General features: G+C 66.4%; 12 protein-coding genes. 7 read left to right on the top strand and 5 right to left on the bottom strand.

The window, feature by feature from the left end; genetic code table 11:
• Window positions 1-102 precede the first annotated feature (102 nt).
• The 7 genes from ABD191_RS12765 (at window position 103) to ABD191_RS12735 (ending at window position 9,031) form a co-directional block, all read left to right on the top strand.
• On the top strand, window positions 103-2,142 hold the full coding sequence (locus ABD191_RS12765) for a right-handed parallel beta-helix repeat-containing protein (RefSeq protein ID WP_344080642.1): 2,040 nt from the start codon (window positions 103-105) through the stop codon (window positions 2,140-2,142).
• A 461-nt stretch (window positions 2,143-2,603) separates the two neighbouring features.
• Complete coding sequence (locus ABD191_RS12760) at window positions 2,604-2,813, top strand: PqqD family protein (RefSeq protein ID WP_344080639.1); 210 nt, start codon at window positions 2,604-2,606, stop codon at window positions 2,811-2,813.
• Window positions 2,814-2,817: 4 nt separating this feature from the next.
• Complete coding sequence (locus ABD191_RS12755) at window positions 2,818-3,534, top strand: dTMP kinase (RefSeq protein WP_344080636.1); 717 nt, start codon at window positions 2,818-2,820, stop codon at window positions 3,532-3,534.
• Entirely contained in the window at window positions 3,534-4,325 is a 792-nt protein-coding gene (locus ABD191_RS12750) for a CPBP family intramembrane glutamic endopeptidase (RefSeq protein WP_344080633.1), read from the top strand. Before ABD191_RS12755 ends, ABD191_RS12750 begins: the two co-directional genes overlap by 1 nt.
• A 155-nt stretch (window positions 4,326-4,480) precedes the next feature.
• Entirely contained in the window at window positions 4,481-6,622 is a 2,142-nt protein-coding gene (locus ABD191_RS12745) for a RiPP maturation radical SAM C-methyltransferase (RefSeq protein ID WP_344080631.1), read from the top strand.
• Window positions 6,623-6,647: 25 nt separating this feature from the next.
• A complete protein-coding gene (locus ABD191_RS12740; RefSeq protein ID WP_344080629.1) occupies window positions 6,648-7,913 on the top strand; it encodes an MFS transporter in 1,266 nt (421 codons plus the stop codon).
• A gap of 251 nt (window positions 7,914-8,164) precedes the next feature.
• Entirely contained in the window at window positions 8,165-9,031 is an 867-nt protein-coding gene (locus tag ABD191_RS12735; protein WP_344080626.1) for a TauD/TfdA family dioxygenase, read from the top strand.
• A gap of 27 nt (window positions 9,032-9,058) precedes the next feature.
• Here ABD191_RS12735 and ABD191_RS12730 read toward each other — a convergent pair whose 3' ends face one another.
• The 5 genes from ABD191_RS12730 to ABD191_RS12710 all read right to left on the bottom strand — a co-directional run bounded on the left by ABD191_RS12730 (window position 9,059) and on the right by ABD191_RS12710 (window position 14,745).
• A complete protein-coding gene (locus ABD191_RS12730) occupies window positions 9,059-9,601 on the bottom strand; it encodes a DUF6817 domain-containing protein (RefSeq protein WP_344080624.1) in 543 nt (180 codons plus the stop codon).
• Between the two features lie 2 nt (window positions 9,602-9,603).
• The gene (locus tag ABD191_RS12725; RefSeq protein ID WP_344080621.1) at window positions 9,604-10,413 is read right to left on the bottom strand and encodes a hypothetical protein; all 810 of its coding nucleotides are present in this window, start codon (window positions 10,411-10,413) and stop codon (window positions 9,604-9,606) included.
• Window positions 10,414-10,519: 106 nt separating this feature from the next.
• Window positions 10,520-12,316, bottom strand: a complete 1,797-nt coding sequence (gene asnB, locus ABD191_RS12720) for an asparagine synthase (glutamine-hydrolyzing) (protein ID WP_344080618.1) — start codon at window positions 12,314-12,316, stop codon at window positions 10,520-10,522.
• A gap of 150 nt (window positions 12,317-12,466) precedes the next feature.
• Window positions 12,467-13,279 carry an SDR family oxidoreductase gene (locus tag ABD191_RS12715; protein ID WP_344080615.1) on the bottom strand — a complete coding sequence of 271 codons (813 nt, stop codon included), beginning with the start codon at window positions 13,277-13,279 and terminating at the stop codon, window positions 12,467-12,469.
• A gap of 59 nt (window positions 13,280-13,338) precedes the next feature.
• On the bottom strand, window positions 13,339-14,745 hold the full coding sequence (locus ABD191_RS12710) for an aldehyde dehydrogenase family protein (RefSeq protein WP_344080612.1): 1,407 nt from the start codon (window positions 14,743-14,745) through the stop codon (window positions 13,339-13,341).
• Window positions 14,746-15,001: the final 256 nt, after the last annotated feature.

The raw sequence follows: 15,001 nt of genomic DNA, 5'->3' as shown, positions 1-15,001 counted from the left end.
GTCAGACGCAGATCTGGATATCGGTAGAAAGTCTGGAAATTGAGATCATCAGTGGTCAGCGGCGCTCCTGCCTCCCCCTCCCCCGAGGCTGAGGTTTCCGGCGTGGAGCTGCACGTCGCGAAGTCTGGTTCCGACACCGCCGCCGGAACCGCGGAGGCCCCCCTGCTCACGATCGGTGCTGCCGCGGCACTGGCCCAGCCGGGGGACACCGTCGTCGTGCACGAAGGCGTGTACCGCGAGTGGGTGAACCCACCGCGCGGCGGTACGGCTGCCGCGCCGATCACCTACCAGGCTGCGCTGGGCGCGGACGGCCTGTTCGAGCCGGTGACGATCTCGGGCGCTGAGGTGATCACCGACTGGCGTCCGCACGCGGGCTCGGCCGGCCGGGTGTGGGTGGCAACGGTGCCGAACTCCCTGTTCGGGTCGCGCAACCCGTACCTCGAGCGCATCGGTGGGGACTGGTTCTTCGACCAGGTCAACACCTGGCACACGGGCGAGGTGTATCTCGACGGCACGTCGATGTACGAGTCGCTGACCTTGGCCGGCGTCGAGCAGCCCGAGGTCACCGTGGACTCGTTCGACCAGGCCGGCTCGCTGCTGACCTGGTACTGCGAGGTGGGCGACGACGTCACCACGATCTGGGCCAACTTCGGGGGCGCCGACCCGGCGGAGCACCAGATCGAGATCAACGCACGCCCGTTCGTCTTCTGGCCCGCCGCCACGGGCATCGACCACATTACGGTGCGCGGCTTCACCCTGACGAAGGCAGCCACGCAGTGGGCCCCGCCCACGGCGCTGCAGGAGGGCCTGATCGGCCCGCACTGGTCGAAGGGCTGGGTGATCGAGGACAACACGATCACCGACTCGAAGAACGTCGGCATCTCGCTGGGCAAAGAGGCCAGCACCGGGCAGAACGAGGCGGCCGCGGGGCCGAAGGGCGCCAAAGGCGGCACACAGCGCGAGCGCGAGGTGATCCAGCGGGCGCTCGCCCTGCGCGGGCCCGCCGCGGGCGAGCCGCACCCGTGGCACCGCGACCACGTCGGCTCCCACACGGTGCGCCGCAACACGATCCGGGACTGCGAGCAGGCCGGCATCGCCGGACACCTGGGTGCGGCGTTCTCGACCATCAGCGACAACCACATATCCCGCATCCACGTGAAGCGACAGTGGCACGGCGCCGAGGTGGCCGGCATCAAGCTGCATGCCGCGATCGACACCGTGATCAGCGGAAACATGATCCATCACACGCATCGAGCCCTGTGGCTCGACTGGCAGGCCCAGGGCACCCTGGTGCGGCGTAACGTCTTCTACGCCTCCACCGCCGAGGACTTCATGGTCGAGGTCTGCCACGGCCCGTACCTCGTGGACTCGAACCTCTTCCTGTCCCCGTGGGCGGTCAAGGACATGTCCACCGGCGGTGCCTACGTGCACAACTACATCGCCGGTCGCATCGCGAACTGCACCGATCACCAGCGGTACACCCCGTACCATTTCCCGCACTCCACGGCCGTCTACGGGGTCTCGAACATCCTCGGTGGAGACAACCGGTTCTACAACAACGTCTTCGTCGGCGACCGCACGCGCGCCGAGCACACCGGACCGCGGTCGGAGCCGACGCTCGCGAGCTTCTGGTCCGGCGCGATCGATATGGATGGCGTGCCCGGGCAGGCCACCTTCGTGCCCACCCCGGTGGGCACCTCGCAGTACGACGCCTATCCCACGGCGCAGGAGTACCCGAACGAGCACGGCAGCGCGCTGGCCGGGCCGCGCCTCCCGGTCTGGATCGAGGGCAACCTCTACGCGGAGGGCGCCGAGCCGTTCCGCGCGGAACCCACGGCCATCATCACGGGCGCATCGCCCGTGCGGGTCGAGGTACTCGACGCCGCAGCCGGCACCCTTCGCGTCGAGGTGACCTACCCGGGCGACACCCACGTGGTGGCCCCGGTGACCACGAAGCGCCTCGGGAGCAGCTACCAGGCCGAGCTGGGCTACACCAACCCCGACGGGTCCGACCTGGACCTGAGCGCCGACCTCTGTGGGATCCCCCGAGGTGAGGTTGTGCCCGGGCCGTTCGCCGCATCGCCGCCCGTCGTCCGGGTACTCGCCGCGCCAGGTCCGGCCCCCAGAGCGCCTCAGCGGTGACGGAACGCCGCCGCCGTGAGCCGCGCAGCACATCGCCCGGTGCTGTTCGGATGCTGCAACGGGAGCAGGCCACCGTAGGCGGATTGAGTGCTGGCGGTGTTGGTCCGCCCGGATCCGACGCTATGACCTGACGTCAGCGTGAGATGCAAGCCCTATGACGGCAGTCACTGCCCAGCTCGACATGACGCAGTCAGCACATCGAGGCCTGCCGGGTACAAGGCTGCCGGGCCAGTCGTGAGTACGGATCTGGGCCGGCCGGGCCTTCCCGCCTCCACAGTGGGCTGCATCGGCTCACGGGCAGCAGGCACTTGGCTCATGCACTTAGATCCTTTAGTATTCCAGCACGGGAAGGTTGCCGCACACGCGATGGGGGACGTGATCCGCGCATGTCCGATCTTGACCTGAGTATTCAACCGAGGCGTCGGGATGGTGTCCGCGTACGGCGCGTGGGAACGCGGGTCGTGCTGATCCTCGAGTCTCAGGGCCTGGAGTTGAACGATACCGCCGAAGCCGTCTGGCGCCTGTGCTCGGGGGATGCTTCGATTCAGGCTATCGTCGACTCGATCGCGGAAGAATATGACGCCGATCCCGAGCAGATCGCCGAGGACGTCGTTGACCTCGTCCAGGAGTTGGAGGCAGTCAACGCGCTGGTACTCGAGCCGAAATCGTAGTCAGGTGGCCTCGACCGAAACCGGACCGGCTCAGGGTGCACGAGGCTCAGGATTTCTCGCCGTCATTCTAGGGCCAGACGGCGCGGGAAAGACCTCAATGACGTATGAGATGCAGGCTTTGGCTGACGATTGGCATTTCGCCTCCCTGCATCCTGAGTCTCTGTATCCGCTGGACGGGATCCCTGAGTACAACAGCTGGGCGTTGTCCACCCATCCGCGAAAGTACGTCGCGCACATGCGCCCGCTGACGCGGATCTCTTTCTTCACGCACGTACTCTCGATGGCCTGGGAATACCACATGCGCCCGCACCTGGACGCTGGTGGCGTTGTGGTGAGCGACTCCTACTGGTATCGAACCGCAGTGAAGGAGTCGGTCCAGAACCCCGATGCCGTCTTCCTGTTTCAGACACTCGCGGCCACACTGCCGGAGCCGGACCTCGTGATCTGGCTGGACCTGCCGCTGACGGAGTCCTGGCGCCGCAACGGCACCCCGACGACCTTCGAGTTCGACGGCGCGGTTCCAAGTTATGAGGCCTACGAGCGTTTCCAGCAGCGCGTTCTCGACGAACTCCGGTACCTCCTGCCGGCGCATGTCCCACAGATATCGATCGACGCCACCCGCTCGGCGCGGGAGGTGGCAGTAGCGGCGTGGGAGGCCATCGACAAGGCAGCCGAGGGAGCGCGACCGCAGCTGCCGCAGCCGGCCGACGAAGTAGTCTGATGCCACCCCGCCTGTCGAAGCTGTACCCGGCGCCGCGCACGGGTACGGAGCTTCCGCCGATCTTCACTCTGAGAACCCTCGGCCTGCCCGTCGGGTCGGCACTCGGCGCGTCGCTCTGCGCAGTGTTGGGGTGGAGCGGACCCGCCTGGGCGCTCGCGGGAGTCAGTGCGGTGACGTTCGTCCAACTGCTCGCGCCCGCCATCCGGCAGCGCAGCCTGAGCGGCGACGGCTGGCTGGCCGAAGTCGGGTTCGCAGCGCCGTTCCTGCTGTTCTTCGCGCCGTACGTCGCGTGGTGTGTGATGTTCCCGCCGTCGTTCAGGCCCGCGCCTGTATGGATCGTGGTGGCCATCGCCGGCGCGGTGGCTCTCCGCCTGACCGAACTCTCCCGGCTCCGGCTCGGCTTCGACCGGGAACTGCTGGAACTGATGCCGCCGCTGCGGCGTTCCACCCTCCTCCTGCGGTCCTATCAGACGATGGCCGCCGCCGTGGGGCAGGAACTCTTCTACCGCGGCGCGCTCTTCGTTCTCCTCGCACCGGTGTTGGGCTGGGGTGTCGTGCCGGTGTCCGCGGCGCTGTTCGTCGGCGAGCACTGGTCCAACCGGTGGGCGGCCACGATGTTCACCACCCCCTATCTGGTCCGCATCAGCGCGCTCGCCCTGGGCTTGGGAGTCATCGCCTACGCCTCCGGCTCCGTGGTGCCCGCGATCGTCGGACACGTTGCCTACAACCTGGCGCCGGTGATGCAGGGCCTTCGACACCGCCGCGTCAATCCGTACATTCCCATCATTTGATGTAGGATTTCTCACCTCAGCTCGGCTTGACGAACGACTAGTGGTACTCCAAAATTTGTCCGAACTGGGGTGTTCTTGCTATTCATCAGGATTGCGAGGGCGACGGGGCAGTGGCTAGTTCTGTGAACTACGGTGATCTGTTACGAACTCGTGTCATGGCACGCGTGCTCTCCGACGCGGAATTCCGGAGCGCGCTGCGTCGGGACGCGGCCGGCGCCCTCTCCGACGCCGGGATGGATATCGCTGGCGACGGCGTCGCGCTGCTTGAGGAGATCAAGGGGTACTTCGGGTCGGAACGAGCCCGCGCCCCGCTGACCGCGCCGTTGACGACCAGCCTGGACCTCGCACTGAAGACGGTACGGGCGTCGTCCGGGGACCCGCGGGTCGCGCTGGTGGTCATGCCGTGGGCCGAGATCCGCTGGGCGTCGATCGGCGTGTCCATCCTGCAATCGGCGCTGGAAGCCGATGGAATCGCGAGCGATGTGATCTACCCCAATCTGGACCTGGCCGAAGCGACCGGGTCGCGGGTGTACAACCGTATCGGCGCGGCGACGCCGAAGACCAGCCTCGCCGGCGAGTGGGTCTTCGGCGAAACGCCGGATGACCTCGATGCGGCGGAGCGGTACCTGGACGAGGTACTCCTCGCCGAGCACGCCGACTTCTTCGACTTCGCGACCCTCTTCGAGATGGGTGAGGTGCGCTCGATCAGCTCCAGGTTCCTCGATGGCCTGGCCGCGCACGAGGTGTGGGACCACTACGACATCGTCGGCATGACCTCGACGTTTCAGCAGAACATTCCCGTGGTCGGGCTCGCCGAGCGGCTCAAGCGCCGCCGGCCGCACCTCACGACGATCATGGGTGGAGGCAACTGCGAAGGGCCGATGGGCCGGGCGTTGCTCGACTCTTTCCCGGCGATCGACTACGTGTTCCAGGGCGATGCGGAGTCGTCGTTCGCGCGTTTCGTCCGCGACCTGCGGGCAGCGGCCGACCGGCGGTCGTGGATCGGCGAACACCCCTACTGGTCCGATCGGGCGGAGGTGACCACCGACGGCCGGGCCGTCATCCGCAGCGAGCCCATGGCCAGCATGGACGACATCCCGCAGCCGACGTACGGCGACTTCTACGGCCGTCTCCTGTTGCGACGCGAGGGCAGTGACCTGCCCACGGACACGGCCATCCCGATCGAGACGTCCCGTGGGTGCTGGTGGGGAGAGAAGCAGCACTGCACGTTCTGCGGGCTGAACGGGCTGACCATGTCGTTCCGCAGCAAGTCGGCCGACCGTGCCTTCCGCGAACTGGCGGACCTGGTGGAACGACATGGCGTGGGCCCCAAGAGGCGCACGCACGTCCTGGTCGTGGACAACATCCTGGACTACCGGTACTTCAACGACCTGCTGCCGATGATCGCTGAATCAGACCTGAAGGTGACCCTGCATTACGAGGTCAAGGCGAATCTCCGGTACGACCAGTTGGAGCTCCTCCGCTCGGCCGGGGTATTCCATCTGCAGCCCGGTATCGAGTCCATGAGTGATCACCTCCTCGCGGCCATGAGGAAGGGAACGACCCGGCTTCGCAACATCCAGACGATGAAATGGTGTACCGAACTCGGGATCGATGTGTCATGGAACTACCTGCACGGGTTCCCCGGTGAGGTCGATGACGACTACCGCGAGTTGCCGAGGCTGTTCTCGCTGATCTCGCACCTTCCGCCCCCCGAGCACCTCGGGCCGGCGCGGGCTGACCGGTTCAGTCCTTTCCAGCAGACACCCGAGGTCTTCGACATCCGACGGCTGACCCACGAACGCGCCTACGACCACGTCTATCCTGGGGTTCAGGCTGAGCGGCGCAGCGATATCGCCTACTTCTTCCGGATGGATCATGGGGCGCCCTTGGCCTCCGACGTCGTCCTCAACGAAGTTCGAAGCTCCGTGGAGCGCTGGCTCGTCGACCATCGCGATGCTCGGCTCGAAGCAAGCTGGACCGACGACGGTCTGATGGTGCGGGACGAACGTCCGATGTGGAGCGGTTCGTCGGGCCTGAGCATGCTCGATCGGGAAACGAGCAGCGTCCTGATCGCCGTTGATCAGATGCACTCGGTGACGGCGATCGAACGCGAACTCCCGATCCCTGTCCCGACCGAGCGCATCGTCCCCATCCTGAACGAACTCCTCGAACGCGGTCTGGTCATCGAGAGCAGTGGCACCTACCTCGGCCTGCCGCTGCTCAGTCGACGCAACCTCCCGAAGGCGCAGACGTCGCGCACACGTCGGGAGCTGCCGCTGGTGCGGTCCGCATGACCATCCAACGTGGAGTGATCGATCGGTGACGCAGACAACGACGCCTGGCCAGCCCCGCCTCCCGGTCTGGTCGAGGATCACCGGTTCTCTCAATCTTCCTCCCGGTCCGCGGCGGACGGTGGCGTGGTCCACCCTGGTGAACTCTGTCGGCACGGGCATGTTCGTGACCGCCAGCGCGCTCTACTTCACCCGGGTCGTCGGTCTGTCCGTCGCAGAGGTCGGCCTGGGGCTTACCGTGGCCGGATTCGTGGCGCTCAGCGCGAATCTCACCGTCGGCCGGCTGGCCGACGGCAAGGGTGCGCGGGGAGTGTGGGCCGCCTCGTTGGCCGTCGAGGCGGCGGCCATGGCCGCCTTCCTCATCGTCGATTCATTCTGGGCGTTCATCGTCGTGGCGTGCGTGAGTCAGTTCGCCGCCGCAGCCAGCCAGACCGCACGGCTACCGGTCTTCCGCATGGTGGGCGGGGACTCGGCCACCCATCTGCGCTCGGTGATCCGCACGATCGTGAACCTCGCTGCCAGCTTCGGTGCCCTCGTGGCCGGTATCGCGATCTCCTTGGACGTGGCGCCGGCCTACTACACGTTGATCGTCGCGAACGCCCTGACGTTCGCGGCCAACGTCCTCATTGTCCTCAAGCTCCCGAAGGTTGAGCCGACACCACGGCAGGCGAGGAAGAAGTCCGACGCGGCACTGCGGAACCTCCCCTTCCTGGCGGTGACCGTCCTCAACGCGGTGTTGATTCTCCAGGCCCCGGTATTCACCTTCGCTCTTCCGTTGTGGATCGCGACGAGGACCGATGCTCCGGCTTCGCTCTACGCGTTGTTGGTGGTGCTCAACACCGCCGTCGTCACGCTGTTCCAGATACGCGCCTCGCGGGGCGTCGATGGTGTTTCGGTCGCCGGCAGAGTGATGAGAACGGCGGGGATCGGACTGGCCGCGGCCTTCCTCGGGATCGGAGCGAGCTCCCTCTTCGGTCCCGTGGGCGCGGTAACCGTACTGATCGCCAGCGTGGCGCTGATGTCCGTGGCCGAGATCCGTTACGCCGCCGCCGAGTTCGAGTTGAGCTTCGGGCTCGCCCCCAAGGCGCTGCAGGGCGAGTACAGCGGGGTCTTCACGCTCGGTCTCGGCCTGGCCACCTCTGCCGGTCCCATCCTCCTGGCCGTCAGTGTTCTGAGCGCCGGGCTCGCGGGCTGGGTCGCCCTCGCCCTGGCGACGTGCGTGGCCAGCCTTCTGGTTCCCTGGGCCGTCCGCCTGGCCGAGCGGCAGTTGCAGTCCATTCAGCCGGTGGCGTGATTCCAACGTGTTACGCACGTGTATCAATCGGTATAGCGCACTTTAAACCCCTACAAGGCCAGCCAGATGGTGTTAAAATGTTAAGCACAGTGTTCCATGCGTCGATGGAGTGAAGGGGGGTGCGTCCGCATGAAGAAGCGCTACGTGAAGCCGGCTGTCCGCAACATCGACCTTCTCGGTGCGATGCTGATCGACTAACCGGATCAAGCTCATCTTCCAACGCCCATCCAGCCGTCGTGGGAGGTGTCCAGATGGTGACGACGCTCAGCGAGCATGAGCGAAGTGAGCTGTCCGGAGTCGCGTCGATCGCGGCTGGATGGGCGCTGGATCAGACAACGCTCGAGGCACTTCGACAAGCGGCCGGACGCTCCGCGGTCCTTCACGACCTCGCGGTCCGCCTGCGACGAGAACTAACCGATCAGGGGTATTGCCTCGTCCGTGGGGCGCCGGTCCAGTCCGACGAGGAGTTGGCGGCGCTGCAGGGGCTGGTGTCCACGCTCTCAACCGAGGGCAACGGCGGCGCGTTGTTCTTCACCATCTCGCCGACCGTCGATGAGGACGAGCCTACGGACGTGTCGAGGACCGGGGCGTCGTTTCCGTTCCACTCCGACTCCACGTACATGGCGCGACCGCACGAGATGCTCGGCCTGGCGTGCGTCGTGAACGACTCCGAAGGCGGCGACTCCGGCTTGCTCCTCGCGGCTGACATCGCGGCGCGGGTCGAGTCCAAGGCCGGTCGAGACGCCCTGCTTGCACTTGAGGATCGAGTCTTCCCGTTCTTCCTCCGCGATCCGGTCGTTGGCCACGGCGTGCAGCTGGCTCCCCTGCTCTGGCGGGTTGGGGACGAATGGCACGTGCGCTATCGCGGCGACGTCCTGGACGCGTTGATGCCCCGGTACGCGATGGACGAACGGCACGAGAGCGCGCTGGCGGTGTTTCGATCGGTGCTCGACAACCCTGCCGACGCCGAGATCCTCATTCGCCTCCAGCCGAACGACTGCCTGATGGTCGACAACCGCCGTGCGCTCCACTCGCGCACCGCGCTGGGGAAGGGCGCGCGAGCGCTGCGTCGCACCAAGGGCTATTTCCTCCACTCGGAGCACTGCACGATCATCTGACGCTACGCGCCAGATGATGCTCACGGACTACGTCAGACGGCCGAGTGTGGTGTCCGCGGTGTTCGCGGCGGAACTGCTGACCAGGTGCGAGGTCATAGCGAACAGGACCCGGACGGAGTCCCAGTCCGCATCCGTCTCCCCGGCTGCGGCCTCGAGCGCGTTCGCCCATGTCAGCTCCATGAACTGACGGAGCTCGCCGCCCTCCACCGTCCACATCTCGCCGGTGAACCGGTCCCGCCACCGCACGCTCTCGGCGTCGGACAACTGCGGATACACGAACTGACGATCGCAGCAGCCGTAGGTGTAAACGATCTTCTCGGCCGTTTCCCCGACCAGGTCACGCAACATCTGCCGCTCATCGATGGGGACCAGCGGACTGACAAGCCCGTCCGTGCCGTAAGCGGCGTGGACCAATCCCGCGGTCACCAGCGGCTCGGGAGCGTCCCACTCCCGGAGGATCTTCTCGGTGCCGGTCAAGTGGGCGAGCAGGGTGCGGTGGTGAAGACGGATCGTGTCCGCTCCGCGGCTTCGGAGGAACTCGACGACACGCGCGCGGCGATCGACTGACATGGTCACACCGCTCGCAGGATCAGCTCGTCGCCCAGGGCTACGCACGCCTTCGTGAGCGTAAGGCTGTCGATGCCGGCCTCCTGGTCGACAGCGACGCAGGCGAGGAACCTCCGCACCAGGGCGTCGTCGGGGGCGAACGAGCGTTGGATCTTCTTCCATCGCCATTTGTCGACACGGGTGTTCGTTTCGCCGATCGTCGCCAGGTACATGTCGAACGCGGCCTCCATGCGTTTGCGTGCGACCAGAGCGGCCCCGACCGTCTCCCCCTCGTCGAGAAGACCTTGTACGTCCTCGAAAAGGCTGTCGGCGCGGTTCTGGTAGAACCGCTTGAGATAGCCACGGAACTTGCCGGGGTCGACCAGCGACCGGAACTCCTCGAACGGCGAGTCCGGCACCAGAGGAATGCCGATGATGAGCCGGTGGACGAACTCGCGGAGGTTGTCGCTCCACGCGGTCGGGTAGTCGTTGTCGGTGTCCAGCGCATCCAGGAAGCGACCGACTTCCCGAAGCAGCTCCAGGGGCACCACGGTGAGATCGAGACGCGTCGTGCCCGGGACGATAGTCATCTCCATCGGAGGCATCCCCGGACCGGTGACCTCTGGTACACCGCCGGTGAATCGGGAACGGGTGGTCACCAGATACAGATCGATGTCCGATCGTGAGTTGGCGAAGCCGTCGAGCCAGGACCCGCTCCAGAACAATGCCTCGTCCGGGCCCGGATCGATATCCTTGATCACCTCCGCCAAGCTCCGGCCGAGCCGGTCACGTAAGAGTTGGTCGAGGTGCTCGAGCGTGACGGGTGCCTGTCGCACTGGTATTACTCCCCGAATCTCGTGGTCGGTCCTGCTGGGTTCTCACGGCCGCCGATCCGTGCAGTCTTCCAATGCCCGTTGGCGGCGTCAAATGATCTCAATGTCTTCACGAAGTATCCGCGCTGCGGACGAGTCGGGCGTGATCGGTGAAGGACAGGTGCCACGCGAGAAGTGTCACGATTCCCCACATGGTCCTGGAGTTCGCTGAGGGGTCGCGGTGAAACTCGGCGGCCACCTGTGCGAGCCCAGCGGGGTCCAACCCGAGTTCCTCGGCGCCGACCTTGTCTGCGAGCAGGTCGAGAGTCATGTCGCGCAGCGGCCCGGCGAGCCATCGGGACGCGGGGGCGGAGAACTTCTGCTTGGGACGATCCACGATGCCCGAGGGAACGAGGCCCCGCGCCGCGGTGCGGAGCGCCTCCTTCGGGCGGCCCACCATCAGCGTTCGCGCAGGCTGTGCCAGGGCCCAGTCCACCACGCCGTCACGGAGGAATGGAACCCGCACTTCAAGTCCGTGGGCCATGGAGAGCCGATCGACACGCGGGAGGTGGTACTCAGGCAGCTTCGCTGTGACCTCGAACCAACGGATCGCTTCGGCCGCATCGACCCCGTTGGCGGCGAGGTCGGTGAATCCGAACCGCTCCTGGGAGATGTCCGGAGCGCAGCGACGGAGCATGTCGTCGTCCAGCACGCGCCGGCGATCGTCGGCTGCCCACCATCCCAGTGCGTGCCAGTACTCATCGCGCCAGGGCCGGCCTTGAAGCGATGCCTGATGCGCTTCGTGCATGTGGGCGTAGCCCAGGAAGAGCTCGTCGGAGCCATCCCCGGCCAGCACGGTCTTGTGATCCCGTGCCGCGAGTCCGCTGACGGCGTAGGTACTGAGACACACCGGGGTGTAGATCGGCTCGTCCAGGGATCGGAGCGTCGCCAGGAAGGCCTCCTGCACGTTCGCTTCTGTGAGGTGCGTGATGCCGTGCCGGGCGCTGATGTGCTGTGCGACCTCGATGGCGTAGCGGGTTTCGTCCTGCCACGTGCCATCGGTGTACCCGACGCTGAACGCGTCGATGCGACCGGCCTGCTGCGCGGCGAGCGCCGAAACGGTCGCCGAGTCGAGGCCACCACTGAGAAAGGCCGCGGGCGGCGCGTCCGGTGCGAGCGTCGTCGACACCGCTTCCCGCAACACCCGGTCCAGGGATCCCGGGCCCTCGTTCTCCCCGGAGAAGGTGGGGAACGCGAGTCGGTGCGAGGCACGAACAACACCGGAAGTGTTCCGCCGGTCGAACGTTACCGTTGTCCCCGGCTCGATCTTGCGCACCTGGCTGAGCGGGCTGCACGTCGTCGGAGAGAACCTCACGGTGAAGTAGTCCGCGATGGCGTCGCGGTTCAGGTCAAGCGGCACGTGTCGGTCTGCCACCAACGACCGCAGCTCCGAGGAGAAGACCAGTCGATCACGCGAGGCGTACACATACAGGGGCTTGATCCCCATGCGGTCGCGGCCGACGACCAGGATTTCGCGGCGTGCATCCCATATTGCGAAAGCGAACATCCCGTCCAACTGCTCGGCGAAGTGTTCGGCATCATGGAGGTACGACGCCAGCACCACCTCCCCGTCCCCATCCGTCAGGAAGCGGTGGCCAGCACCGACAAGATCTCTCCGCAGTTGCGTGTGATTGTAGATTTCGCCGTTGAAGACCAAATGCACGTCATCGTCTTTATAGGAGATCGGCTGATTCGATCCGTCCACGTCGACGATCGACAAACGAACGGCACCGATCGCAGCGTCACCGCGGGAAATGGTTCCCCGGGAATCGGGTCCCCGGTGCTCGAGGGCGGACAGCAGACGCTCAACCGTTCGGACCTCAGCGACACCTTGGCCCCAGTTGACGACCCCCGCGATTCCGCACATGGTTCCCCTTCCGAATAGGTAGACCGCGTGCCTTCCTGTGCGACCCCACTCTGGCCCAGCCCGCGGATTCCAGGGCCCGGCGGAAGAACTCGGTGATGACCTGACCGTCTCGACAGGGACGAGCCCGCCCAGCCGTTGGCGGCGCGGCCGCTACCTCGCGAAGCTGACGGGCAGGCCGCCATCGACGCTGATGACCGCGCCGGTGGTCGCCCTGCTGAGTGGCGACAGCAGAAACAAGATCGCGTTGGTGACGTCTGTCGGGGACACCCGAACGCCCAGGAGTGTGCGATTCGCGTAGAAGTCGGGAAGCTCATCGACGCTGACACCGTGCGACTGGGCCTTTTCCTCCCACAGGCCCTTCTCCCAGAACTTCGAGCCGTCGAACACCGCACCGGGATTGACGGTGTTCGCCCGCACGCCGAGCGGGGCGCCTTCGAGGGCGAAAAGGCGAGCCAGCTGGAGCACCGCGCCCTTCGCGACCGGGTACCCACCGAAGCCCGAGCTGGGAGCCACTGCGTGCTTCGATGCGACGTACACCAGCGAGCATTGGGCGCTGACCTGGTGTGCGCTCCGGTACCGCAGGACCGCCTGGGACAGCGGCACGTGCACGGTCAGGTTGCGGGTCAGGTCCTCGTCGAACGCCTTCAGGCCGATCTCGGTCATCGAACCGACCGACGACGTCCCGGCCGCGAACACCACTCCGTCAAGCCGCCCACGGGTCAGGGCCAGCTCGAGCGCCTCGTCGGCGACGCTCGGCAGTGTCACGTCACCGCACACCACCGAGAAGTCACCGTCGAGGGTCGCGACACCGTCCGTGTTGACGTCGACCGCGACGACCGACGAACCCAGTGCGAGCAATTGCTTGACAGTGCACAGGCCGATGCCGGATCCGCCGCCGGTGACGATAAAGGTCTTACCACTCAGCGCGAGCGGCCCATCGAAATCGGGACTTTGATGCGACACAACTCCCCCAGTGATCGACCCGCTTTATTTGAATCTTTCCATACCGGATGCCGGGCCGTCTATCGCGGCCGCGGCGCGTCCCTGACGTCGGGTGCGAGATCGACCCACACGGCTTTCTGCTCGCTGAACTCATCCAGGCACCCCGGCCCGTTCTCACGACCGAGGCCGCTCATGCCCATGCCCCCGAACGGCACGTTGTAGGCGAGCTTGCGATAGGTGTTGACCCATACGGTGCCAGCGATCAGACGGCTCGCCACCCGGTCCGAGCGCCCGCGATCGGTGGTCCAGACCCCCGCGGCCAACCCGTACCTGGTGCTGTTGGCCAACCGGACCGCTTCGTCCTCGTCTGCGAAGGGGATCACACAGGTCACCGGCCCGAAGACCTCCTCCTGGAAGATCTGGGAGTCAGCGGTCACATTCGTGAGCACGGTTGGGCGGTAGAACAACCCGTCCGGCAGTCCGGCGACACGCTCCCGCACTCCGCCAGCGGCGACGACGGCGCCGTCGGCGACAGCTCGGTCCACCATCGTCTCGATCTTCTCGAGTTGTGCGGCCGTGGCGACCGGTCCCATGTCGGTCGACGGTTCGAGCGGGTTGCCGAGGCGGATCGCGTCGGCAGCGGCTACGAGGCCCTGGAGGACCTTGTCATAGGCGGAGTTCTCCACGAGGACGCGCGAGCCCGCCATGCATGCCTGCCCGCCCGCACCGAACGCTCCGACACTCGCACCGCGTATCGCCTGATCGAGGTCGGCGTCCGCGAACACGACGTTGGCGCTCTTGCCGCCGAGCTCCAGCGAGACCGGCCGAAGGCCGCGCGCGGCAGCTTCCGCGACCCGCTCGCCGGTGGCCGAGGAGCCGGTGAACGCGATGCGCCTGACCGAAGGGTGTTCGATGAGCGCACGGCCCACCGCGCCGTCCCCCGACACCACGTTGAGCACCCCGGGCGGCAGGCCGGACTCCGTCGCCAACTCCGCGAGCCGCAACGTCGAGAGCGGGGTGATCTCCGACGGTTTGACGACGACGGTGTTGCCCACCGCGATCGCGGGACCCAGTTTCCACAGCAGGAGGTTGATCGGCGAGTTCCACGGCGTCAGGCACGCCACCACGCCGACGGGGACCCGTTCGGTGTGAACGCGCGCCGACCCGGTGGGCGGGTCCACGACGTAGCCGCTGGGCATCTGCAGCAGGTGCGCGTAGTACCGCAGGTGTTCTCCGTACCCCTCGGCGCTGCGCACGTTCAGCGCCTTGCCGTTCTCCCGGACCTGGAGAACGGCGAGCTCCCGCGCGTGCTCATCCAGCAACGCCGCGAAGGCGGTGAGAATGGCGACCCGTCGCGACTTGGGCGTCTCGCGCCAGTCGAGGAAAGCGTCCTCGGCAGCCGAGACAGCGCGGGAAACGTCGGCGGCAGATGCGGTGGAGATGCTGGCGACCAGTTCGCCGCTCCAGGGCGACCGGACCGTGAGCACCGCGCCACTTCCCGAGGTCCGACGGCCGTTGATGAAGCATCCCGGACCCAGGCCTTCGTCGCTCAAGACCCACTCTCCCCGAAGCCCGCTCGCACAGCTCGCAACCCCGCGGCATGATGGGTCCTCCCATCAGCACCACTGCCGCCGTTGGCGCCGATCGGCCGAACCGCCCACACGCACATCGTCGCGCTACATCGATCTAAATGTTGACGCCAGCTGATGCTACAAGGTGGTGCGGAACCGGGTCAAAGGGTAC

Origin of the sequence: Luedemannella helvata (assembly GCF_039528415.1) — a bacterium.
GTDB classification, from domain to species: domain Bacteria; phylum Actinomycetota; class Actinomycetes; order Mycobacteriales; family Micromonosporaceae; genus Luedemannella; species Luedemannella helvata.
This window is presented reverse-complemented; position numbering and strand designations above follow the sequence as displayed.

Excerpts from the sequence above, each read along its gene's own strand:
- ABD191_RS12750 (WP_344080633.1), top strand. The coding sequence starts at position 3,534 with ATGCCACCCCGCCTGTCGAAGCTGTACCCGGCGCCGCGCACGGGTACG.
- ABD191_RS12745 (WP_344080631.1), top strand. The coding sequence starts at position 4,481 with ATGGCACGCGTGCTCTCCGACGCGGAATTCCGGAGCGCGCTGCGTCGG.
- ABD191_RS12735 (WP_344080626.1), top strand. The coding sequence starts at position 8,165 with ATGGTGACGACGCTCAGCGAGCATGAGCGAAGTGAGCTGTCCGGAGTC.
- ABD191_RS12730 (WP_344080624.1), bottom strand. The coding sequence starts at position 9,601 with ATGTCAGTCGATCGCCGCGCGCGTGTCGTCGAGTTCCTCCGAAGCCGC.
- asnB (WP_344080618.1), bottom strand. The coding sequence starts at position 12,316 with ATGTGCGGAATCGCGGGGGTCGTCAACTGGGGCCAAGGTGTCGCTGAG.